The following is a 23,942-nucleotide window of genomic DNA, read 5'->3' as shown; positions in this document are numbered from 1 at the left end:
AATGGTGCTATCAACAGTTGAAATTCAAAGAGAAGTTTTAGCGTTTATTGATCAATATGCAGTTGCTGATGCGAACGAAAGCGCAGGTGCGTTTAACGAATTAGCGCTTAAAATATTTAACTATCAATTTGAAAATAACTTACCGTTTAAAAAATATGCCAAGAGTCAAAGAAAGACCCCGTTGTTAGTGCGGGATTGGACTGAAATTCCATTGATGCCAATTCAGGGTTATAAACGATTGACCTTATCTGCCACCCCGATTACGGATGATGAACCCGTGTTTATGTCGAGTGGAACGACCGATCCAACCCATCGGAGTCGTAATTATCACCCCACTTTTAAAACTTGGGATGCTTCGATGCGCTTTCCGTTCAAGAAATTTGTAATGCCTGATCATGATAAAATGCGGATCATTGGTCTATTTCCAGGTGAAGATATCAACCCTAATTCTTCACTGTCCAGATACGTTAGTAAGGCAGTCGAATTTTTTGGTGATGAGCAAAGTAAAATCTATGTGGATGAATCACAAATGGATTTTGCTGGCATTATTGCGGCCTTGCAAGCATCAATTAAGGCCAATCAACCAGTAATGTTACTGGGGGCCAGTTTTTCATATGTTCACTTATTAGACTACCTGAAGCAAAACGATTTACATTTCCAGTTACCAACCGATAGTCGGCTGTTTGATACTGGTGGTTTCAAGGGACAGTCCAGAAGTGTCGAATTTCAAACGTTGATGCAAGAAATCGAAGATACGTTTGGCATCGATCGTGATCACTATATTAACATGTACGGAATGACTGAAGTTTGTTCACAATGCTATGACCAAAACATTTATGATTTATATCATGATCAATCAATTAACTACGATAAGGCTGCGCCAGCATGGGTGCGGATCCAAATTTTAGATCCAGATCAATTAACGCCGGTTAAAAATGGTCAGGTCGGGCTAATTGCATATTACGATCTTTCGAATTGGAATTCCTGTGTGGGAATCTTAACCGAAGATATGGGTGTGCAAGATGAAGCAGGCTTTAAATTGTTAGGCCGGGTCAAGGGCGCTGAAGCTAAGGGGTGTTCGATCGCGGTCGACCAACTACTGGCTTCTAATCAAGCTGGTGATCAAATTGACTAAGGATCCCATTCAAATCATCCCGATTGACCTGTTTAGCCTTCCTCGTGAGGTGCAACCAGTTAATTTTAATTACTATTCAATTTCGGATGGTAATACGACATATTCTTTCCGTTATCCTGAGTTGACCGCTGCTGAAATTGCGCAGACTGCTCGGATAATTAAGCACCACCAACATAGTTACCTAACCAAATTAACGCTTGCTGAGATCATTAATGTAATCGATCAGGCGGTGCAAAAATGGACCCACCCAGAATACGAGCAGCGCAAATTGGCAATTAAATTGATTCCCAAAATTACGGGCTATAATCCAGAAACGGTGTTGTTGGAAATTAAGCGCTTTGTTCGGTTGTTTAGGAAAAAGGAGCTTTTGAGATTCGTTGATACTGAGTTAGATCAACCAGGGATTTTAGATGAATTTCATCCCCAAAGAAGCGGTAGCAACACGAAAGCGTTTGGCCCGGACGGCATTTTTCATGTCTTTTCTGGGAACATCCCAGCGCTGCAGTTGTGGCCATTGGTCATGGGGCTCTTAGTTAAATCAGCTAATTTGGGTAAAACGTCGCTTGCCGAACCACTGTTTCCAATCCTGTTCATGCAATCGATTGCTAGTGTTGATGCGCACATGGCTGAATGCACTGCAATCTTGCCATGGCACGGGGGCAACACTCAATTAGAGCAAGCGGCCATCAATAATACGGATGCGACGATCGTTTATGGTTCTAATCAAGCCGTCGATAGTATTCGACAAATGGTGCCGACTGACAAGAAGTTTTTACACTATGGCTATAAGATTAGCTTTTCAATGGTCGGCAAAGAAGCGCTGACTCCTGAATATTATCGCGAGACCGCACACAAGGCCGTCGAAGATGTTGCCGTTTATGATCAACAAAGTTGTCTTTCTGCCCAAACTATTTTTGTGGAAAGCGGCGGGGCAATCAGTCCGCGGTTATTCGCTAGGGTAATTGCCAACGAGTTGGCGGACTATCAACAAAAACGGCCGCGCGCCCAACTAACGAATGAAGAGGCGGCTGCGATCAATCGACTGCGCAATGAGTGTCAAATAACGCAAATTCAAAATGGATCCGTAGAGGTAATTAGTAGTGACCATAGTACCGATTGGACGGTCATATACCACGGGAAACCTGGGTTCGCTAATTCACCATTAAATCGGACGGTGCACATTTTTCAGATCGATGACTTAGCAGCTGTTACTAAGTATTTGGATGGCTACCATTCATTTCTGCAAAGTTGTGGGGTGGCGGTAGCCCCCACGCGCCTTTTTGAAATTGCTGATCAATTAGGCCGAATTGGGGTCGATCGAATTTCAGCACTGGGTGAAATGACTAGAGCTAAGCCTGGTTGGCATCACGATGGCGGCTTTAACCTGTTGAGCCTACTGCATTTCGTGGATATCGAAAGAAGTGCAGAGGACCTAGCAGAACGATACGATCCAGATGTTGAGTAGGGGGAACTTAAATAATGTTACTGAAGAATAAGGTGGCTGTCATAACTGGAAGTAGCCGTGGAATTGGTGCGGCAATTGCCAAACAGTTTGCTGAAGAGGGCGCGATTGTCGTCATCAACTACTTGCATAATCAGCAACGGGCCGAGCAGGTCGTAGCTGATATTAGAGCAAATGGTGGCAACGGCGTCGCAATTCAAGCGGACGTTCGGGATGCTAAATCGGTTGCTGCGATGTTTGCGTTAATTAAAGATCAATTTGATGAGGTTGATATCGTTGTGAATAACGCTTTGAATCACTACGTTTTTAATCCCAAGACCAGAAAGACCAGTGCGTCAATTGATTGGCAGGATTATCAATCGCAAATTGATGGGAGTCTAAAGGGGTCCTTTAATATTTGCCATTCTGCGATTCCGATGATTAGCCATAGTGGCCGCATTATCAATATGGTCAGCAATTTAATTGAATCACCATTGATTCCATATCACGACTATATTACGGCTAAAAGTGCGCTACTGGGCTTCACTAGATCCCTGGCTGCTGAAGTTGGAAACCTTGGAATTTTGGTCAATGCGATTGCGCCCGGGTTGACCTATCCAACTGATTCCAGTATTGAAACGCAAAATGATGTTCGTGAATCGATCATTAACATGACACCGACTGGCAGATTAACAGTACCAAAGGACATTGCAGGAACCGCTACTTTCTTAGCATCTAACTTGGCTAGTAACATAACTGGTCAATGCTTATACGTTGATGGTGGCTTAGTAATGCATTAAAAAGTTAAATAAAACAAGCCCGAGTAATTTTCTACTTGGGCTTGTTTTTTTATGGTCTAACTATTTCAATGTGTCCATATCGATCACAAAACGATATTTAAATTTGCTTTTTAAGATGCAATACTGATTCCACCATTCATGATTTTAACGATTTGGGATATTTTGATATAATAGATTAGGTTAAAACTAAAAATGGAGGGATCAAATGAACAGAAAAAATCTGTTTTTATTAATAATTTCAATTGTGGCCATTTCAGTTGCTGCCATCCTAGTGAAGCTGACCAGTGCACCAGCAACGGTCATTAGTATGTATCGGATGTACTTAGCGTGTCTGTTGTTATTGCCATTCGTGTGGCTTCATCGCAGTGACTTAAAAAAATTATCATTCTTACAATGGCTGTACCTAGCGATTGCGGGGAGTTTTTTGGGGATGCACTTTGGACTGTGGTTTCAGTCGTTAAAGTATACCTCAGTGACAAGTTCAACGATTATTTTATCATTACAACCAATTGTGGCCCTGGTGGGCGGCTTCATTGTTTATAAGGAACGGACGAACTTAAAGACCGTTGGAACGATCGTATTATCAATTATTGGGGTGGTGATCGTTAGTTCCACTGATTTGGGAACCAATAATTCAACCGCTTTAATTGGTGATTTAATGGCGTTCGTTAGTGTGATTGCATTAGTAACTTACTTGTTGATTGGCCAGGCAAAGGTGAAGGGGATTTCGTTTTGGGTTTATAGTTTTATCGTCTTTTTATTTGCCGGAATTGCCTTGAACGGCTTTAATTTGATTGCCAAGGTGCCACTAGTTGGGTATAGTCGATTTGACTGGTTAATGTTTTTATCACTAGCAATCTTCCCAACGGTTGCCCACGTCATCTACAATTACCTTTTGAACTACGTTAATACCACTACGATCTCAATTAGCACCCTTGGTGAGCCAGTTGGGGCGACCATCCTAGCGGTGATCCTTTTAGGCGAGCGGATAACGCTCATTCAAGTGCTTGGTGGCATCATCGTTATCATCGGGGTCTTTTTATTTCTTAAGCAACAAAATAGTCAATCTGAATTAGCAGAATAATAAAAGCAGTTGCCAACTTAACATCGGCAACTGCTTTTTAATTAGCGCTTAAAACTAGCGATTCTTCTAATTTGTTCTGGATCGGCGTGGTCAAAGAATTGACTCACGTTGGTATCTAATTGCTTAATTTGATCCATTTCATCATTACTCAATTCAAAGTCTAAGACGTTGATGTTTTCAGCCATCCGACTGGGTTTAACTGACTTAGCCAATGGGATGATGTTTCTTTGGAATAGCCATCTTAAGACGACCTGCCCGACTGATTTATCGTGGGCAGCCCCGATTGATTGCAAAACGGGGTTTTCAAAGAGGTGGTTGCGGCCTTCAGCAAATGGGGCCCACGCTTCAACTTGAATACCCTCGGATTGTAAGAATGTCACTTGATCATTATTTTGGAAGAACGGGTTAACTTCAACTTGGTTGGCGGCCGGCTTCACATCATTGAATTCGATTAAATTGGTAATCTGGGCGTTATCAAAGTTCGAAACCCCGATATATCTGACCTTACCAGCCTTTTGAGCATCTTCCATTGCCCGCCAAGCAGCAAAGACATCGTTGTATGGTTGGTGGATCAATAGTAAGTCGAGGTAGTCGAGGTTTAACTTCTGCAGGGATTTATCAATCGCACCGGCCGCGCGGTCAACGGTAACGTCTGATACCCATAGTTTGGTGGTAATGAATAACTCATCGCGGGTAACCAATCCAGCATCGATAACTTCCTGGATGGCTTCTCCGACCCCAACTTCATTTTGGTAGGAAGCGGCAGTATCAATTAAGCGGTAGCCAGCCTTTACGGCATCAATCACTGCGGCCTTAGCATCTGATTGGTCTGGGACTTGGAAGACCCCGAACCCTAATTTTGGTATTTCGTTTTGAATTTGCTTTTCTGACATTTTAAAAATTCCTCCTGTTAGTTGTGAGCAACTTGGACTAATTGCATATTAAAGCGTCGAGCAACGTGTTCCCAGACATGTTTGATGTGGGGGATGGCATCTGAAGGCTCCATCCCGTCAATGACGAGTGAGAGTTTTTTACCTGCAAACGGGTTGTTAGGCCCCATTACCTGGGTCATTCGGTCGATTAAAATTTTCATGTACGCCGACATTGACGACCAATAGACGGGGGTACCAACGATGATGGCATCCGCTTTCGCCACTTTTTGGCAAATTTCCTGAAATTGATCGCCAGGTCTTTGTTCCTGACCAAGCGGATAGATCAAGTAATCCACTAGGTTGACGGTTTCATAATTACTAATGTGCAGTTGTTGTTTGACCAGCGTTTCCGTTAAACCATGGGGATCCTTACTGGCGTTAATAAATAGTTGATGCATTGCGAAAACTCCTTTCATTTAGGATAGTTGCTATTTTAAACCTTTAAGTCGACTTGAATGCAAATGATTATACTTAGAATTACTCTAAATGTTTTAAATTATTTTTTTCATACTGCAGCAGGTGGGTACCGTAGCGTTCAATTTTATTGTGTAGGTAGTCACGGGTTTGGGTCAATTCGTTAATTTGTTGGTTGATTTTGTCCTCTTGGGCTTTTAGGATGGCCTTGCGTTTTTCGATCGAGCTATCACCCTTAAGGATCAAGCTGGTGTATTGCTTTAGCGTCGGGATCGAAATGTCCGCCCTTCTTAATGCAATAATAAAGTGAATCCATTCTTCATTGAATTGTGTGAAATTACGGTAACCATTTTGATCTCGTGGTACGGGTGGCATTACCTGTTCTTTTTCCCAGAACCGAATCGTCGCCTTATCAACATGGTACTTTTTACTAACCTCGTTTATGTTCATTCATAACACCTCAATTAAGTTTTAATCTTATTTTATTCCTTAAAGTGAACTTGAATGCAAGGATTTGAAATTAAAAATTAGTGCTTGCATTCAAGCAGACTTTAAGGTTTAAAATGTCCACATACTTAATTGATGGAGGACAATGATAATGAAAACGAAAAGCAAATTTGGCATCACTTTGCCAATTATATTGATTAGCTACTTTTTAATTTTACTTGATAATTCAGTGGTGTTTACAAGTACGGTCAAAATCGCTACTGATTTAAATATGACTAAGGCCGATGTGAGCTGGATCACTAACATCTACGCATTGATGTTTGGGAGTTTGCTACTGTTGGGCGGTCGGTTAGGTGATTTGTACGGTCGGAAGTTACTCCTTATTATCGGGATTGCAATTTTTACCCTCGGGTCGTTACTAGTCGGCAGCGCCACTTCTGGACCAATGATTATTTTAATGCGTGCCTTTCAAGGAATCGGTTCTGCAATTTTAGCACCGACAACGCTTGCGTTGCTGTTGGATAGCTATCAGGGGGAGACACGCCAAAAAGCAATCTCTTATTACGGAGTGACTGCTGGAATTGGTGCTAGTATTGGAATTATTGTTGGTGGGGTAATTACGACGTATATTTCATGGCGCTGGGGCTTTTACATCAACGTGCCAATTGGAATCGCGCTCATTATTTTATCCGTTATTTTTCTACCAAGCAGCACCACTAGGAAAGCGCACTTAGATTACTTAGGCTCATTCCTATCCGTAATTGGGCTATTCTTGTTAGTTTATAGCATTAACGGGGCTAGTTATCGCCTCTTGGCATTTGTTTTTGCAATCGTAGTATTAGCAATGTTTGGCATCGTAGAAAAGCGTAGGGCCAATCCATTACTACCATTTAAACTCTTCCAAGATCCTGAAAGAAGATGGGCCTATACCGCCCGCTTTTTATTTGCAGGGATCGCCATTGCTTATTTCTTCTTGGTGCCGCAAACGCTTCAACAAGTGTACGGCTACACGCCATTAATGTCGGCACTGGCGTTTATGCCCGAAACGATTCCGCAATTTATCGCTGGGTTGTTTCAATCCAAGTTGTCAGAAAACGTTGCTAATAGCACCTTGTTATTGATTGGAGTCACGATTACCGTTTGCGGGGTCATTTTACAACTGTTAATTGGCTTACAACACGGCTACTGGTTAGGAATTGCCGTTCCAATGGTTATTTTTGGAATCGGTCAAGGACTAGCATTTGGTCCGTTAACATCTGCGGGGGTGGCCCATGCTGATGATGAAATTGCTGGTGCAGCTTCGAGTGCGGTCAATGTCTTTCACCAACTAGGTTCATCTGTGATCTTATCATTGGTGGTAGCGTTATCAACGAGTTTATCGACTCCGATTGCACAATATCACCATGAGTTTGTAATGATTAGTTTGATTGGAATTTTAACTTTAATTGCAGCTATTTTCGTTAAAAAAGTAGCGCGTTAAAGTTGACTTAAAGTTCACTTTAACGCCTATAATGTGGTTAATGAGGTGATAAAGTGAAAAAGATACTAATTGTTGGTGCAACGGGTTCACTAGGTCGGACACTAACGAATCAATTAATTAATAATGATGATTATCAACTGACGCTGTTTGCGCGTTCTGCTTCAAGCTTAAAGCTAGCTGCTAGTAATGTTAGGCTAGTCGATGGCGATGTCTTGAACGCCACTGATTTAGAATCGGCATTCAAGGATCAAGATGCTGCTTTCGTGGCGCTAAGTGGTCAGATGGCAAAGCTAGCAACTGCAGTAGTGACAGCAGCTAAAAAGGCGCGGCTTGCCAAATTGATTTTTATTAGTTCGATGGGCATCTATAACGAAATTCCGGCATCCGTTGGGGCAAATGGGAATTTAAAGCACAATCCGTTTTTGCAACAATATCGCGATGCTGCTGATATCGTTGCTGCCAGTGGCTTGAATTACACCGTCATTCGGCCGGGCTGGTTCGATAATGGTCCCGATAACTATGAAGTAACGGCTCAAGACCAACCATTTGGTGGTCACGACGTTTCTAGAAATGCAATTGCTGATTTAGTAAAGCGATTGCTTGATGATTATGAATTATACGCAAGGACTAGTATCGGCATCAATAGGCCTTAATCTAAAGGGGTTCCAGCGAATTTATTTTGCTCGAACCCCTTTATTTTGTTATTGATTGGGCGTATATTTGTAGCGGTAATAAAACAATAAAGTTAGGGAGCGATAAATTTATGCAAAAATTTTCCAAAAAAATGACGGTGCTATTTTCAGCACTCGTCTTAGGTGGTTTCAGTGTTCAACCAATTTTAACGAACGCCAAAACGGTGCATCATCATTCAGTCAAAGTAAAGCACAGTAAGAAACAGGAGCACCATGCTAATAAGAGTAAGGAAAATAAGCATAAATCTAGTCAGAATAAACAAACCAATAAAAAAAGCCAAAAGCAAGCACAAGGACAAAATAATCAAAATGTAAATACCGTTTCGGGTGCAGTGGGCTACGGATCTAAGGCTACTGGGGGTTCAAATGCAACGAGTGCCAATACATTTCACGTAAGTAATATGCAACAACTAAGATCAGCCTTGTCATCTAAGGTTAGTGGCCCTAGAAAAGTCTATATTGATAGCAATATTGACGGGAATAGTGGCAATACAGAAGCTAGTTATGCTCAAGGAACGGGCTATGACTTAAATGCTTACCTAACTGCTTATAATCCAGCTACTTATGGAAAGACCAAGCCATCAGGGACCCAAGAACAAGCCCGCCAAAAGGCCGAAGATAATCAGGGCAAAAACGTTAAGGTAGCTGTTCCTAGCGACACTACGATTATTGGTGCGAATGGGGTCACACTTTCAAACATCAATTTCATGGTCGAAAGTAACAATGTAATCCTCCAAAATCTACACATGATTGCGCCAGTTGACTTCTTCCCTCAATGGGATCCAACTGATGGAAGCACTGGAAATTGGAATTCTCAATATGACGCCGTTTCTTTGAAGGGTGCCACCAATGTTTGGTTGACCCATGATCATTTTGAAGATGGCAGTACTTCCGATGCGACTGCCGCTACTTACTATGGGCGGCAATACCAACAACATGACGGCTTGGTTGACATTACCGATGGTTCAGATTATGTGACTGCGAACTACAATATCTTCGCTGATCACGATAAGACGATGTTGATCGGTAGTTCAGACAGCGATACCAGCGATAGTGGCAAGCTCCATGTAACGATTGCTGATAATTACTTCTTGAACGATATCCAAAGAATGCCACGGGTAAGATATGGAGTAGTGGACGTTGTTAATAATTACTATCAAAATGATGGTTCCAGTGCTTATAAGTTTAGTTATGCCATTGGTTCTGGATATAAGTCCACAATTCTAGCCCGCAATAATGTGGTTGATGCTAGTGGAATTGAAAGTCATCACTTTGTTGAAAATGACGGTGGTAATAATTTAACTAGTATTGGGAACGTCTTTAACGGCCAAACTCTTGCTACGACGCAGGGGAATGATAGTGCTGTTAATGATAATGTGACTGCAATTAGTACAGATCAAGTTAAAAATAACGTTTTGAACAATAGTGGAACTAGTAAATAATAAGGATTAATATTAAATCAAAATAACGGAGCTTAGGAATTCCTAAGCCCCGTTATTTTTGATTTTATAGTCCTAAACTTATTTGTCTTTAGAATTGCTGTTTCTCTCTAATTCCCGAAGCTCTTTTTCGGCCTCAAGCATATGATCATCAAAATGACTGATTTTATATGTTAGGTGATCAATGGCTGCTTGAATGTCATCCCGTTTTTCTTCCATAATCTCTTTTTGTTGCTTTAATAGATTAAGCTGTTCTTGCTCACTATCTTGGACTTGGTCGAATAGGTAAATATAATGCTTTAAAGTATCAATTTCCATTCCAGCGGCCCGCATTGTTTTTGCAAAGTTGATGCGTCGAATTAAGTGTTCATCAAAGTTACGAACTCCTGAATGATTTCGCTCAACTGATGGAATGATATGCTCCTTTTCATAATAACGAATGGTCGATGCTGGCACCTTAGTAATTTCACTTACTTGTTTAATATTCATAATCTGCTTCCTTTCTTTATTGTCAATAATACTCTTTAAACCTAACTTTAAGTCAACTTAAAAACAATGAATACTTTAAAGTGCGTGATTGAACCAATAATAAAAATAAATAATAAAGGCTAATTATTTAACAGTGTTAGCATAAATGATTAAAATTATAATAGTAATTTTTAGTTTGATGGTTCAGCATGATTATATACTACATAAAATAATAATCACCGAATTCAAATATTTATATTAATGATTGGAGGAGGTGCTTTCTTTGAATGAGGCACATTTACCCGTTAAATTAAACTTTAAACGGATTAGTTATGAAGATTTAAGCGGTAAGTTATATTGGACCATTATGACTTCATGGTTATTAATAATGACGGTTTTTGAATACTACACCATTTTAGACGGAATCATTCCTAATTTTAAGAGCCATAAACCCATAATGGCAATGTTATTAATTCTGAATCAAATATTTGTGGCGATTTTCTTTTATTATGGTTTGTCTAATTTATTTTTACCTCTATTTTACATGCGGGTGAAAAGGTTTGCGGTCGATCGCGAAAAGTATATTCAGTCAAAACCATTTCCGAGTGGTTTTAACCCACGGGTCCAGTTATTATACACGACTTATAATGATTTTATTCCATATGCTTTGAATCAATGCCTACAACAGACCTATGAAAATGTTCAGGCGGTCATTTTGGATAATTCGACTGAGCAAAAATACATTGATGAAATCGCTCAATTCGTTAAGGTTCATCCGTATGTTAAATGGGTCCGTGATGTTCCTAATTACCATGCTAAAGCTGGTAACTTGGATAACTATCTTTGCAATGAGGGGAAGGGGACTTATGATTATTTCGTGATTTTAGACAGTGATGAATTACTGGAACCCACCTTTGTAGAAAAGGCGCTTAAGTATTTTTTGTACAATCCCAATTTGGGGGTTCTGCAGGCTAATCACATTAGTGGACGGAATGAAAATAGCTTTATGCGAATGTTTTCTAACTCTGGAAATACTTTTTGGCCCGTTCAGAATACGGTTCGAAGCCTATATTCAGGAGTGAGAACCACTAATATTCAAAGTAAAAAGCGGCAACCAAAAATAGTTAAAAATGGTGATACCGTTTGTATCGAACTGGGTCATGGTGTGATGTTTAGTCGAGAATGCTTTGATGATATTGGTAAAATGCCATTCATGGTGGCAGAGGATCTATGTACGTCTTTTGAGGTGTTGCTTAAGGGATGGGACATTGAATTTGCGATTGCGCTTTATGGGAATGAAGAGTTCCCAGTAAATTCGGCCGCATTAATGGTTAGATCCAGTAAGTTTTGTTCTGCTAATTTCCAATTCATGCGGGTCTATGGGATGCGACTATGGAAGACTAAACTTTTTACGAGGCGTCAGAAATTAGATTTATTAACCTTTACTTTGTCAACGCCGATTTTCGCTTTTGAATACATTAGTTTGATTTTATGTAGTATTATCCTACCACTAGGCCATGCGCAAATGGGGTACCAATCGTTTATGGTAGTTCCAACACTAGTTTGTTATTTTAGTCAGATGTTACCCGATGCGATTTTTGAATTACAAATGGGAATGAAGTTATCCAAGGTTGTTAATTATGAATTTCAAACTGCACTACTATATGGATCAATGTATTATCTTACCGTGCGGTGCACCTATTTAGCATTGATTGGGAAACCCGCAAAGTTTAACGTAACCCCTAAGGAAAATGAACGATTTACACTTTGGGATGCATTAAAATTAAACGGTTCGGGAATGATATTTTCGATTATCACCATCTTAGCTAGCATTCTGTGTTCAAGTAGTTCGTGGGTGTTACTATCCTTTTTGCCAGGTTGTTTGGGTTTTATTATGACAATGAAGTCTAATTACCAAAATAATGATGATAAAAAGAAAATGGCACTTTTAACACGTGCTAACCATGATGCATTGACTGATGGAAGCAAGAAAGCGGTCCCTTGGACAACGTAGTTAAAGGGTTTCAATTGAGCGCTTAATGGTAATTTTGATTAATGAATATTGAATTATGATAAAATGGATTTGAGGAGATGAAGATTAATGATTGTTGTAAACGTTAGAATTACGATTGATCCCGCTAAGCGTGCTGAATACCTAGCCTTTATTAATGATTTGGTTACCAAGTCATTAAATGATGCAGGTAATTTAGCCTATGGGCATTATCAAGATCAAAATGATGAGAATCAGTATTTAATTTTGGAACACTGGCAAGATCAAGCGAGCTTGGATTCTCATTTGAAGACGCCCCATTTAATTAACTTTAAGGATCATATTGCAGAATATGTTACCAAACAACCAGAATTATTATTTTTAAATTCACAACAATAAAAATTTCAACGGTCGCCAGCTTTTTATGGCGGCCGTTTTAATTTTGATTGCGTTTAAGAACATTTGTTCGTATAATATGGATGAAAGGAGGGGAAAGCGATGGACTACAGCAAAGAACCGCATGGTGTTTTTATGGTAATTGATAATAAATCATTCTATGCGAGCGTTGAGAGTGTTAAATTGGGCTTAAATCCAATGAAATCAATATTAGTGGTGTTATCAGAAAATGATAATACCAATGGTGGATTAATTTTAGCAACGTCTCCAATGGCTAAAAAACTATATCACCTTAAAAATGTGGATCGTAAACGTGATTTACCCCATGATAGTCGAATGATTATCGTTCCCCCACGGATGAATTTATATATCGAAAAAAATCTGGCGGTGAATAATATCTTTCAGCGATTTGCAGCAGAACCAGACGTTTACCCCTATTCGATCGATGAGTCTATTATTGATATGACTAAGTCATGGCACTTATTTGGCAAGACCCATCAAGAAGTTGCTAGACGAATTCAGTTAGCGGTTAAGGCTGAATTGGGACTCTATACCACCGTTGGGATTGGTGAAAATCCAATGCAGGCTAAGTTGGCATTGGACATTTTGGCAAAGCATGATTATGAAATGATTGGTGAGTTGAGTTATGAAACATTTGGTCAAATGATTTGGCCGATTAAACAATTAAGTTCTGTGTGGAGCATTGGCAAAAGAACTGCTAAGCATTTAAATGATATTGGAATTGAGTCGATGTATGAACTAGCACACACGGATCCATATTACTTACAACAAGAATTTGGTGTGCTCGGAGGACAGCTATTTGCATTGGCTAACGGAATTGATCGAGCCCAATTAGATCAAATAGTAAAAACAAAGGCTAGTAGTGTTGGAAATTCACAAGTTTTAGCTCACGATTATCATCGCTCCGAAGACATCAAGGTTGTAATTAAGGAAATTGGGGAGCAAGTTGCATCCAGATTACGTCATCAAAAGAAACAGGCAACCAGGGTTTATCTACACGTAGGATTTAGTTATGCCGCCCAAGCAGATGGATTAGGGACTGGGTTTGCGCATTCTCAAAAAATTGATGTGACTGACAATACTAATGAATTAATTGGTTATTTATTACGAATGTTTGATAAGTATTGGAATGGTGAAAGTGTTCGGAATATTGCAATTAATTATGGTGGGTTAGTTGATGGATTTAGTGAACAAATGAACCTATTCGATTCACTAGATTCGCAGGTTAAGCACCATGACTTAGAAAGGGTAGTTGATGATATTCGGGATAAATTTGGAGTGAATTCAATTATGCATCCCTATGATTTAAAACGGGGAGCTACTCGAAAATCAAGAAGTAAACTAGTAGGTGGTCATAATGGTGGTAATGCTTTTAAGTAGGAAGGAGTATTAAATGATTAAGCATCCAGTAAGTGATGAAGTAGCGCAAAAGTTTATTGATAATGATTTTCATGATCGAGGGATGATGAAATGGCAGGGGTTTATGTTGAGTGACCATACTGCCTATATTGAAAATGAAAAGCATTCAAATGCATTGGTAACTCGTCGTCAACAATCAATTAATGTTATTCGAGACTTGATTATAAAATCGATTGATGAACACTTATTAGTAATCATTCAAGTTAACTCCATAGAGAATAGTTCCCCCTTTGAATTTCGGGGTCAAATCAAGGGAGTTCAGTCTGAACAATTGTTTATCCATACTAATAACGGAATTGAATCTTTTGCATTAGAACTAATTCGCAATATTAGGACTAGTTTAAATATGTGATACTTTTTTGAATTTGGTTTACAATTAGATAAGCGGATTAATTCAAAGAGAGGTGAATTTCGATGAGAAGGTATATACTATTGTCAATAGCACTGATTTCACCCTTTGTATCTTTATTTTTATTTTTTACTGCAAGGGTGGATTACAAGAACTATTATTATCTAAAGCATCTATACCCAGGTGATTTAGTGTCCCAAAATATTGGGACTCCATCGGAGAATGTTTTGAAAATGTGGGTGTCATTATTTTTTGCAGTTGTATTAATAATCATCTTTATCGTGTCACTTGTTAAATATTTAAAAATGAATTACGTTAAATAGCCTAATATGACAGTCTTTAATTTGAAGACTGTTTTTTTATTAAAAAAAATCATTTTTATGAGCTTTATATTTGTGTTATACGAAATAAGTGATATATTAGTATATGTAAATTAATTATAAACAAAAGCTAATAAAAAATATAATCAATTTACGAGAAAAAATTTAATAATTGCTGATTTACACTTGTGTTATGTGTGAAATATGTTATTGTATAGTCGAATCGAGGCGGATAATTATGAAAATAAATATCAAAGCATATCTAGACGATAATAAACTATCAATTTACCGGGTTGCAAAAGAGTCCGGCTATGGATACACAACACTGCATAAATCATTTAATAAGCATCAATCAAGTGCAACTTCTATAAATATTAGAGACTTGAATGCAATCGCTAGCGTTCAGCACCTAAAGATGTGGCAAGTTCTCAAAATTCTTGAGGAAAGTTATCTGAAAATGTAATCAGCAATTAAAACATTGTAAATTTAAATTAAAAATTAATTTTATATGAAATGAGGAATGTTTTTATGGCTAGATTTTCAAATGATCCATTCTCAAATGATGGATTTGACGATATTTTCAATCAATTTTTTAACAATCATAATGATGGTGATGTACAACGCCGTTACTCAGTTAATGGACAGGAATTAACTCCTGAACAATTCGCGGAATTACAAAAAAGCGGTCAACTAGGTCAACAACCACAACAAGGTGGTAAAGATTCTAAGGGAAGTATCCTTGATAAATTAGGAACTAACTTAACTCAAGAAGCTCGTGACAAGAAATTAGATCCTGTTATTGGTCGTGAAAAAGAAATTCAAGAAACTGCTGAAGTACTTTCACGTAGAATTAAAAATAACCCTGTACTAGTTGGTGATGCAGGAGTTGGTAAAACTGCGGTGGTTGAAGGATTAGCTCAATCAATTGTTAAGGGTGATGTCCCTGCTGCAATTAAAAATAAGGAAATTATTAGTATTGATATTTCTGGCCTTGAGGCGGGAACTCAATACCGTGGTAGTTTTGAACAAAACATTCAAAACCTAATCAAAGAAGTTAAGGCAAGGGGTAATGTCATCCTATTCTTTGATGAAATCCATCAAATTTTAGGAGCCGGAAATGCTGGAGATGAAAGTGGGTCGAAGGGCTTAGCTGATATTATTAAACCAGCTTTATCTCGTGGTGAAATCTCTATTATTGGGGCAACGACTCAAGATGAATATAGAAACACAATCATGAAGGATGCAGCTTTAGCACGTCGGTTTAATGAAGTACAAGTTAAGGCACCTTCAGATGAAATCACTTTCAGAATTTTGGAAGGAATTCGTCCACTATACGAAAAGCACCACAATGTTGAACTACCAGATAAGGTTTTAAAGGCTGCGATTGACTTTTCTAATCAATACATCCCACAAAGACACTTACCAGATAAGGCGATTGATTTAATTGATATGACTGCTGCTCATTTAGCTGCTCAACACCCAGTGGTTGATCAAAAGCAAATTGAAGCAGATATCAAGAAGGAAACCACCGCTAAACAAGCTGCTGCTGATAAGGAAGACTATGAAGATGCATTGAAACATCAAAATAAGATTGAATCTTTGAAGGAACAACTAGATAATAGTAGTGATGAAAAGAAGGTTACCGCTAGTGTCGATGATGTTGCTAAATCTGTTGAAAGATTAACGGGGATTCCAGTTGCTAAGATGGGTTCAAGCGACATTGAAAGATTAAAGACAATGGATTCTAGACTTCGTGGTAAGGTCATTGGCCAAGATGAAGCCGTTGAAGATGTTGCTCGTGCGATTCGGCGGAATCGGGCTGGATTTGACGAAGGCAATCGGCCAATTGGTAGTTTCTTATTCGTTGGGCCTACTGGTGTTGGTAAGACTGAATTAGCAAAGCAATTAGCTTTAGACATGTTCGGAAATAAGGGTGCAATCATTAGATTGGACATGTCTGAATACTCTGACACTACCGCTGTTTCAAAATTGATCGGTGCTAGTGCTGGGTACGTTGGTTACAATGACAATAATAATACTTTGACCGAAAAGGTACGGAGAAATCCTTATTCCATCGTATTATTAGATGAAATTGAAAAGGCTAATCCACAGGTCTTGACGCTCTTACTTCAAGTACTAGACGATGGGCGTTTGACTGATGCGCAGGGAAACACCGTTAACTTTAAGAATACCGTTATCATTGCTACTTCTAATGCTGGATTCGGAAATGAACAACTTACTGGTGATAAGCAAAAGGATGATGACATCTTAAAGAAGTTAGCACCTTACTTCAGACCAGAGTTCTTGAATAGATTTAATGCTATCGTTGAGTTCTCACACTTAACTAAGGAAGACTTGAAGAAGATCGTTAACTTAATGCTAGATGATGTTAATAAGACCTTGGCTAAGAAGGGAATGGATGTCCATGTTACCGACGATGCTAAGAATCTATTAATTGAACATGGTTATGATGAAGCGATGGGTGCACGTCCACTTCGGCGGGTCGTTGAACAACAAATTAGGGATAACATTACTGATTTTTATCTTGATCACATTGATGTTAAACACCTACTTGCATCCGTTAAAGATGGTAAGCTAGTTATCAGTGAAAGAACTGATGCCCAACCTAAGAAATCAACTGATAAGAATAATAAGTAATTAAGATTTAATTATTTTAAAAGGTACTGACTGTTAGTCAGTACCTTTTTTTACATACTACTGCGCATTTTTAATTAAAATGTAAAATGTTAAATCATTGAAAAGCGTATAATAAAGCGGTATACGTTTGGGAGATGAAGTAATGAAGCATATAAATGTGGGGTTGCTGTTTTTAATTGCAATTACTTTATTTATGGTAATTGATTGTCAGAATGTTTCTGCAATGACGATCCGAAATCAAAAGCAACCCGCTGTAACAAGGACAAACAAAGTAAAGATGGTTGATAATCCTAATATCACAAGGTTAGTCCCTAGGGTCTATTCGAATGGTTATTATCCTAATTCTGGGCGAATCAACCATATGCGAGTTACTGGCGGCGTTAAAAAGGTAACTTTTTCAACTAGCTATTTTTTATCACATAATAATTCATCCACGTGGGCTGCGCCACAAAGTGCTGCTAGGGTAGGGCGGTATGTCTATGTGATGTATAACTATAATGGTAGTCCTGATGATCGACGTGATTTTATCGTAAGGTATGATACTAAAAAAATTAAGCGACATGGAATTCCCTTATCCCATAAAGATTCGAAACTAGATGGTGTAAAAGTAGGTCCAGTATTTAGAGGCGGGCATGGCCAGTCATTAGCTTATAATCCTAAGAATAAGCAGCTATGGTTTATTAACGTTGGGCGGGGCTCTTATTATCATGCGAGTGCAGAGCGATTAAGTATCAAGACCCTACGTCCGAACTACAAAATTAATTTTAAGTTTGCATATAACAGTAGCTTTATTGATAATACGCTTGCCTTTGATAAGCATGGTCGGGCGTATACCTATGTGAGAAGTGGGGGTGGAAACGTTGTGAAGGGAGCATATAAAATTTACTATGGATCCATTTCTACGCACCGCGTTCATTTTCGATTAGCTAGACGTGCGATTCGCCACGCAGCTGGTCCAATTCCACAGGGGATGGGGTATAATCCAAAAAGTAATCGCCTTTATTTTGTATCAGATGGCTGTATTTTATCGATTCCTGCCAATAAAGTTAATACCCTCAAAAGACAAGATATTAAATATGTTCATGTTAAAACTAATCGAGAATTTGAAGGAATTACATTTGATAGAAAAGGGCATGGATTACTATTGGCTATGCGACCAGCTGAATTAATGAAGGTTTCAGGAAGCTTTTAATTATTCTTGAAAATATCACAAATGGTGATGATTAAGTTGGTAGCATCGACAAAAGCGCTTAATTGAATAAAATCTACCCCTGGCAATCCACTTTCTGATTGAATTAGGTAAAGATTTTCTGGAACTAATTCGGTATCCCTAATTTGTTCGGCAACTTCATGGTTTCTTTGAACGTATTGACTTCTGTTTTGTCGATATAGTTCTAAGAAGAATTGATCGTTATTGAGTAACGTAAAATGAACGTTATTTTTATTCTCTTCTTGTTGTTCTGCGATTAGTTTTAATTCAAAGTGGGATTTGGATAACTTACCTTCTAGCGTAATGTTAATTTCGGGATCAGATTTTGATGAGTCGATCTCAATTTCTCTTATTCGAACTAAGCTAAATTTAGTATTCATTTCTGATTGAACGATTTTAGCCATTTCAAATCCAGTGATTTTAGTCATATTGATAAACATTCCTTTTTGAATTGATAAATTGATGTCATGACGTCATAAGCATTATAATAGCTTATAACCATGGGGATTGATGCTCTTTAGAACTGATTAGGTTAATCAAAATAGATGTTAAATCAGGCAAAATGTAAATGGGAAAGGGATTTGACCAGTCCCATTTATTTTATTGTTAGTATCTAGTATGAACATGTTATCATTAAAATAATAATAGTAATAATGAAGGTGAACGATGATGATTAAAAATAAAAGGTGTCCTGAATGTGGGACAACGGTAACGGCTAATGATATGGTCTGCCCTAACTGCGGTTTTAGTTTTAAAGCGGTGAAAGCAATTGGTGCGGGGAGTAATTTTACTAATCATGAAAATAATTACAATCTAAGTGTTAAGCTACCAGAGATTATCTCTAGTAGCTTAGATGAAGATATCCAAGTTGACCAAATTTCATCATATAAGAAGGCCATGGGTTTTTCTGATCGAATTGACAATATTGTTTTCGCTCAAAATTATAATCGAAAACAATCGTTGGCTTTAATATGGGACTTATTAGTTGCTAAGTCATACATATTATCGTTCGAAAAGAATGGCATCTTATTTATAGGCATTGGGGCCTCAGGCCAATTAACTGGAAAGAATGCATATTTAGATGATGCTGAAATTAAAGAATTTGATTTTAGATACGGGTTTGGGAAAAGGGTATTAACAATTCGTTCAACTAGGGGCGTATTAAAAATGACTTGTCCCTTAACGATTAAACACAATACATTTCAAAAGAAAAATTTAGTAAATTTAGCTGAATTAACTGATCAATACAATACTTGGATTGATGAAAAATAACAGGATTATATAATTGAAAAAGCCACGATGATGAAGTGGCTTTTTTAATTTAGTTAATTTTTTGTTTTGGATTTAAAATGTGCATTGGATCTAATAGTGATTTAATCTGTTGTTGAAGGTAGTCAACGTTAGCGCCAAGTTGAATTCGAGTCCATTGATTTTTTAACAATCCCACTGAATATTCCCCAGTAATGGTACCATTTAATTCGATTGTCTTTTGGTAAAGTTTTTCAACCGCCATGATCACTTCATCAGGAATCTTAGGCGCATCTTTAGGCCAACCAATAATCGGATGGACTGTTCCATCACCAGCATATGCCGCTGTAAAAAGATTGACAGATAATTCAGTCCTTAACTTGTTTGCATAATCCATTAGGTTAGTAAATTGGCTTAGTGGGACGGTTAAGTCAGACATAAAAAATTGACTATTTTTATCGGAATAAATTGCCGGGAACATCGCCATCGCTAGTCCAGCAATTTTTTTAGCTTCATTCGGATTAGAACTAACTTGAATTTGTTTACCATCATACTGCTCAAAAATATTTGTGAGCATTTTTTCGGCTTCTTCGTTACTGCCGTCAATTTTAACGATCAACATGGTTTGTCCATCCTTGGTGTATTGGGATCCGTTTAATTTATCCATTGCTGTAAGGATGTTGACATCGAAAGCCTGCATTAATGAAGGATATACGCCTGATTTTCTCACTGCAGTGGCGACTGCATTTAAGGTCGATAGATCCTTGAATACTGCTGAGCCAGCCACTGTTCTTCCCAATGGAATGGGAAATAACTTCACGGTAATCTCAGTTACAATTCCAAGGGTGCCCTCAGAGCCAACGAATAAGTGGGTTAAATCATATCCAAATGAATTTTTATGGGTTTCGGTCCCAACATGAATCTCGCGGCCATCAGCTAATACAACGGTGAGCGCTAATACTGAATCCTTAGTTGTTCCATAGCGAAGGGCACTGGCACCACCTGCATTGGTGTTTGTATTGCCACCAATCGATGAGAACGTCCTTGAACCTGGATCAGGAGCATATAACATTCCGACCTTAGCAGCTTCCTTATTTAATTCATTATTAATTACCCCTGGTTGGACAACTGCAATTTGATCATTTGCATCAACTTTTATAATTTGATTCATCTTAGCAGTTGAGATCATAATTCCGTTTTCAACAGCATTGGAACCAGAAACAACGCTAGAACCAGTGGTCTTTGGGATAACTGGGAGGTGGTACTTTCGAGCAACGCTCAATACGTTTTTGACATCATCTGTACTAGATACGTTCACCAGTGCAATTAAATGATTATTGGTGGATACCAATCCATCAGAATCATTGCTTTGTGCCTTGAGTTTATCTGCATTGGTAATTATTTCAGAATCAGCAACGCTACTTTTTAAATCGTTGATAACATCACTTTTTGAAAAAGCTTTAAAAATTCCCATAATGTTCCTCCTAAAAATTAATTATACTTTAATTTTAATGCTTTTTTGATTTTGCACAATCAATATGCTCACATTGGTAGCTATCAATTGTAAGTCGTTGTTATCTGTTATAAAATTTACCTAATATAGTTATTGGATGAAAGTCGGTGAAGCAAATGTTTAATGAAATTGGAGACGCAATTATTAAAAATCAGTTAGTAGCTGAAGCTGCTAAAATTGGAACCGGAATCGAAGTAGAACGTGATCGAATTGATGAAAATGGTCATCTAAGTCAGGCACCATATCCAAAAAACATTGGAAATGAGGCTAGTAACCCCTGGATCACCAATGATTTTTTGGAAACGATGTCTGAGGTGGTTACGCCACCTGCTAAGGATGATTTAGATACGCTCCACTATTCGTACGCAATTACATTAGTCCTTAGAAAGGCGCTTGCTAAGGGAGAGTTATTGTGGCCATTGTCAATGCCTCCTGTATTGCCTACTGTAAAGGATGAATCATTATTAGCGAAAGCGAGCCCTAAGAAGCGAAAGTATATCGAGGGTTTGTATCATCGTTATGGAGTTTCTAGACAAACGCCCAGTGGTGTTCATATTAACGTAAGTTTAGCTCCGCAATTGCTTGATTTTTTGTTACATCACTTTAGTGACAAGTTTAATAGCAATGTCGATGTTCAAAACTATGTGTATCCAATCGTTGCGCAGGGATTTATTAAATATCGGTGGTTATTGACCTACCTATTTGGGGCTAGCCCAGTTGCTCAAGCCAACTATTTTGAAAATGGTGAGGGGCCTAGTCATCCGATTCGAAGCATTCGGCAAAGTAGTTATGGGTACCCAACTTCTTTTGCGGTTGATTATTCAAGTGTTGAAAAATATGCTGAAAAAATTATGAATGCTGTTAATGATGGTAAGATCATGTCAATTGCTGAATTTTACGGTGCGGTGCGGTTCAAGGGTAGTAAGGACTTGAACGAATTAGTTGAAAAGGGAATTAAATACTTAGAATTAAGAATGTTTGATTTAGACCCCACTACTGATGTTGCTTTGAGAACTACGACGTTGAGGTTTGTTCGACTATTAATGATGTATTTTGTGATGGTCAATCCAGTGAGTGCTGATGCTAACGTTGAAGCCGAATTGAAAAAAGCCCAGTTAATGAACGAGCATGTGGCAACCGAAAATCCTGCTAATAAGTGTGAATATGAAAATGAGGCACGTGAATTTATTGCTAATTTACGCCAATTTGTTAACTACTTGGAATTAGGCCCTGAGTATTTGGAAGTGCTTGATAGTGTGCAAGATAAGATTGATGATCCTAATCATACCCTTAATGGTTACTTAGTTACTAAAATTAAGGACGGATCCTTACTAGATTTTGGAATTCAAAAAGCAAAGCAATACCAAGAAGACGGCCTAGAAGCTGATTATTCCTTCGATGGATTCAAGGGGACTGACGGCAATGTTGATATCCATGAATTAAAACAAGGGTTATTCGATGGAAATTGGCAACCGAAATAAAAAAATCCCACTACTTGATAAAAGTAGTGGGATTTTTAAGCAATTCAGTTTTAGATACCTCTAATTAACATAATTGCTGCTAATGTGAAAATGGAAATAACGGTTGAGAAAAAGAGCGTAGAAACCATTTCTTGTTCAGCAACATGGTATTGATTAGCAAAAGTTGTAATAATTGCAGCACTTGGGATTCCAGTTGTAACTAAAATTTGAGTCATTACTGGTTGATTAGTATTTGTAAGGGTCATTAACAAGAACATGATGATTGGAACAATGATCAACTTTAGAAATACATTTTTAGCAACATTGAACGACATACTTGGCTTGAGTCGTTGTAGAATAATTCCTGATGAGAATAACGCCATACCACTCGTCGTCCCACCAAGAACGGTAAATACCCTAGCCCAGACTGGATCGATAGTAAAGCCTAGTAATACCAAGATAGAAGCAATAATGGGTGCAAAAACAACAGGTTTCTTAAATGCAGCAGCAAAGTGGCTGAGATAGTTAGTATCGCCACTTTTATCCATTGAAATTAAGATGATAGTAACAGGCATTTGAAATAGATTCAAAATAATTCCACCAAATGAGATAATGAGGGCACTTTCCTTTGGAAATACTGCTCCCAAAATGATTGGACCCACATAAACGATTGATGGACCATTAATTGCCAATGCTCTAATCCCAGCAATACTAATTGGTCTTTTAAGTAGATAGTGTGAAATGGCAAATGTGATTATATATCCACCAATCATGGCAACCATTACCCAAAAACCGACTGCAAGGTTATCAATGATTGTAGCACTTTTGATCGAGATGATGCTTCCAAATAAACTGAACGGAAGTGCATAGCCCAATATAAATGAATTGAACTTAGTGGCATCGTTTAAGTCGAATTTTTTTCGATAGGAAGCATAATACCCAACCAATAAGGTTACAATAATAGGACAAAGAGCACTAACTACTTTATTTAACATAATAATTTCCTCCTGTGTTGAACATTAGATT

Annotated in this window: 23 protein-coding genes; 16 read left to right on the top strand and 7 right to left on the bottom strand. The window is 38.2% G+C overall.

The features are described 5' to 3' along the window. The first annotated feature begins 1 nt into the window (after position 1). The 4 genes from ACSYTE_RS07850 to ACSYTE_RS07835 all read left to right on the top strand — a co-directional run bounded on the left by ACSYTE_RS07850 (position 2) and on the right by ACSYTE_RS07835 (position 4,460). Positions 2-1,135, top strand: a complete 1,134-nt coding sequence (locus tag ACSYTE_RS07850) for a LuxE/PaaK family acyltransferase (protein WP_491717502.1) — start codon at positions 2-4, stop codon at positions 1,133-1,135. Further along, on the top strand, positions 1,128-2,600 hold the full coding sequence (locus tag ACSYTE_RS07845) for an acyl-CoA reductase (RefSeq protein ID WP_491717501.1): 1,473 nt from the start codon (positions 1,128-1,130) through the stop codon (positions 2,598-2,600). The genes ACSYTE_RS07850 and ACSYTE_RS07845 overlap by 8 nt, the downstream gene beginning before the upstream one ends. Positions 2,601-2,614: 14 nt before the next feature. After that, the gene (locus ACSYTE_RS07840) at positions 2,615-3,376 is read left to right on the top strand and encodes an SDR family oxidoreductase (protein WP_491717500.1); all 762 of its coding nucleotides are present in this window, start codon (positions 2,615-2,617) and stop codon (positions 3,374-3,376) included. Positions 3,377-3,581: 205 nt separating this feature from the next. After that, positions 3,582-4,460, top strand: coding sequence for a DMT family transporter (locus tag ACSYTE_RS07835; protein WP_491717499.1), 879 nt, complete (start codon positions 3,582-3,584; stop codon positions 4,458-4,460). A 41-nt stretch (positions 4,461-4,501) separates the two neighbouring features. Here the strand turns inward: ACSYTE_RS07835 and ACSYTE_RS07830 are convergent, their stop codons facing one another. The 3 genes from ACSYTE_RS07830 to ACSYTE_RS07820 form a co-directional block, all read right to left on the bottom strand. Next, positions 4,502-5,353, bottom strand: a complete 852-nt coding sequence (locus ACSYTE_RS07830) for an aldo/keto reductase (RefSeq protein WP_491717498.1) — start codon at positions 5,351-5,353, stop codon at positions 4,502-4,504. A gap of 17 nt (positions 5,354-5,370) precedes the next feature. Further along, positions 5,371-5,790 (bottom strand): flavodoxin family protein, encoded by a 420-nt coding sequence (locus ACSYTE_RS07825; protein ID WP_491717497.1) that lies wholly within the window; start codon positions 5,788-5,790, stop codon positions 5,371-5,373. A gap of 79 nt (positions 5,791-5,869) precedes the next feature. After that, on the bottom strand, positions 5,870-6,256 hold the full coding sequence (locus ACSYTE_RS07820; protein ID WP_491717496.1) for a MerR family transcriptional regulator: 387 nt from the start codon (positions 6,254-6,256) through the stop codon (positions 5,870-5,872). Positions 6,257-6,404: 148 nt separating this feature from the next. Between ACSYTE_RS07820 and ACSYTE_RS07815 the strand changes: the two genes are divergently transcribed. The 3 genes from ACSYTE_RS07815 to ACSYTE_RS07805 all read left to right on the top strand — a co-directional run bounded on the left by ACSYTE_RS07815 (position 6,405) and on the right by ACSYTE_RS07805 (position 9,867). After that, complete coding sequence (locus tag ACSYTE_RS07815; protein WP_491717495.1) at positions 6,405-7,733, top strand: MFS transporter; 1,329 nt, start codon at positions 6,405-6,407, stop codon at positions 7,731-7,733. A 53-nt stretch (positions 7,734-7,786) separates the two neighbouring features. Continuing rightward, positions 7,787-8,386: an NAD(P)H-binding protein gene (locus ACSYTE_RS07810; protein WP_491717494.1), complete on the top strand. Its 600-nt coding sequence runs from the start codon at positions 7,787-7,789 to the stop codon at positions 8,384-8,386. Positions 8,387-8,496: 110 nt separating this feature from the next. After that, positions 8,497-9,867, top strand: a complete 1,371-nt coding sequence (locus tag ACSYTE_RS07805; protein WP_491717493.1) for a pectate lyase family protein — start codon at positions 8,497-8,499, stop codon at positions 9,865-9,867. A 78-nt stretch (positions 9,868-9,945) separates the two neighbouring features. Here the strand turns inward: ACSYTE_RS07805 and ACSYTE_RS07800 are convergent, their stop codons facing one another. After that, a complete protein-coding gene (locus ACSYTE_RS07800) occupies positions 9,946-10,353 on the bottom strand; it encodes a MerR family transcriptional regulator (RefSeq protein ID WP_491717492.1) in 408 nt (135 codons plus the stop codon). Positions 10,354-10,615: 262 nt separating this feature from the next. Between ACSYTE_RS07800 and ACSYTE_RS07795 the strand changes: the two genes are divergently transcribed. The 7 genes from ACSYTE_RS07795 (at position 10,616) to ACSYTE_RS07765 (ending at position 18,677) form a co-directional block, all read left to right on the top strand. Beyond that, complete coding sequence (locus ACSYTE_RS07795; protein WP_491717491.1) at positions 10,616-12,346, top strand: glycosyltransferase family 2 protein; 1,731 nt, start codon at positions 10,616-10,618, stop codon at positions 12,344-12,346. Positions 12,347-12,433: 87 nt separating this feature from the next. Next, entirely contained in the window at positions 12,434-12,721 is a 288-nt protein-coding gene (locus ACSYTE_RS07790) for a putative quinol monooxygenase (protein WP_491717490.1), read from the top strand. Between the two features lie 99 nt (positions 12,722-12,820). Continuing rightward, positions 12,821-14,119 (top strand): Y-family DNA polymerase, encoded by a 1,299-nt coding sequence (locus ACSYTE_RS07785; RefSeq protein WP_491717489.1) that lies wholly within the window; start codon positions 12,821-12,823, stop codon positions 14,117-14,119. A gap of 13 nt (positions 14,120-14,132) precedes the next feature. Next, positions 14,133-14,510, top strand: coding sequence for a hypothetical protein (locus tag ACSYTE_RS07780; RefSeq protein ID WP_491717488.1), 378 nt, complete (start codon positions 14,133-14,135; stop codon positions 14,508-14,510). 555 nt (positions 14,511-15,065) lie between these two features. Further along, a complete protein-coding gene (locus tag ACSYTE_RS07775; RefSeq protein ID WP_491717487.1) occupies positions 15,066-15,290 on the top strand; it encodes a transcriptional regulator in 225 nt (74 codons plus the stop codon). A 65-nt stretch (positions 15,291-15,355) separates the two neighbouring features. Further along, a complete protein-coding gene (locus ACSYTE_RS07770; RefSeq protein ID WP_491717486.1) occupies positions 15,356-17,485 on the top strand; it encodes an AAA family ATPase in 2,130 nt (709 codons plus the stop codon). A gap of 142 nt (positions 17,486-17,627) precedes the next feature. After that, positions 17,628-18,677, top strand: coding sequence for a hypothetical protein (locus ACSYTE_RS07765; RefSeq protein WP_491717485.1), 1,050 nt, complete (start codon positions 17,628-17,630; stop codon positions 18,675-18,677). Here the strand turns inward: ACSYTE_RS07765 and ACSYTE_RS07760 are convergent. Continuing rightward, the gene (locus ACSYTE_RS07760; RefSeq protein ID WP_491717484.1) at positions 18,674-19,123 is read right to left on the bottom strand and encodes a hypothetical protein; all 450 of its coding nucleotides are present in this window, start codon (positions 19,121-19,123) and stop codon (positions 18,674-18,676) included. The genes ACSYTE_RS07765 and ACSYTE_RS07760 overlap by 4 nt on opposite strands. Before the next feature lie 238 nt (positions 19,124-19,361). Between ACSYTE_RS07760 and ACSYTE_RS07755 the strand changes: the two genes are divergently transcribed. Continuing rightward, positions 19,362-19,967 carry a zinc-ribbon domain-containing protein gene (locus ACSYTE_RS07755; RefSeq protein WP_491717483.1) on the top strand — a complete coding sequence of 202 codons (606 nt, stop codon included), beginning with the start codon at positions 19,362-19,364 and terminating at the stop codon, positions 19,965-19,967. A gap of 49 nt (positions 19,968-20,016) precedes the next feature. Here the strand turns inward: ACSYTE_RS07755 and ACSYTE_RS07750 are convergent, their stop codons facing one another. Continuing rightward, positions 20,017-21,417, bottom strand: coding sequence for an FAD-binding oxidoreductase (locus ACSYTE_RS07750; RefSeq protein WP_491717482.1), 1,401 nt, complete (start codon positions 21,415-21,417; stop codon positions 20,017-20,019). 155 nt (positions 21,418-21,572) lie between these two features. Between ACSYTE_RS07750 and ACSYTE_RS07745 the strand changes: the two genes are divergently transcribed. Beyond that, positions 21,573-22,937 carry a glutamate--cysteine ligase gene (locus tag ACSYTE_RS07745; RefSeq protein ID WP_491717672.1) on the top strand — a complete coding sequence of 455 codons (1,365 nt, stop codon included), beginning with the start codon at positions 21,573-21,575 and terminating at the stop codon, positions 22,935-22,937. 50 nt (positions 22,938-22,987) lie between these two features. Here ACSYTE_RS07745 and ACSYTE_RS07740 read toward each other — a convergent pair whose 3' ends face one another. After that, the gene (locus tag ACSYTE_RS07740) at positions 22,988-23,911 is read right to left on the bottom strand and encodes an AEC family transporter (protein ID WP_491717481.1); all 924 of its coding nucleotides are present in this window, start codon (positions 23,909-23,911) and stop codon (positions 22,988-22,990) included. Between the last annotated feature and the right edge of the window lie 31 nt (positions 23,912-23,942).

The organism is Nicoliella sp. ESL1120 (genome assembly GCF_058508515.1).
Note: the sequence above shows the minus strand (reverse complement) of the source record. Positions and strands in the feature narration are given on the sequence as shown.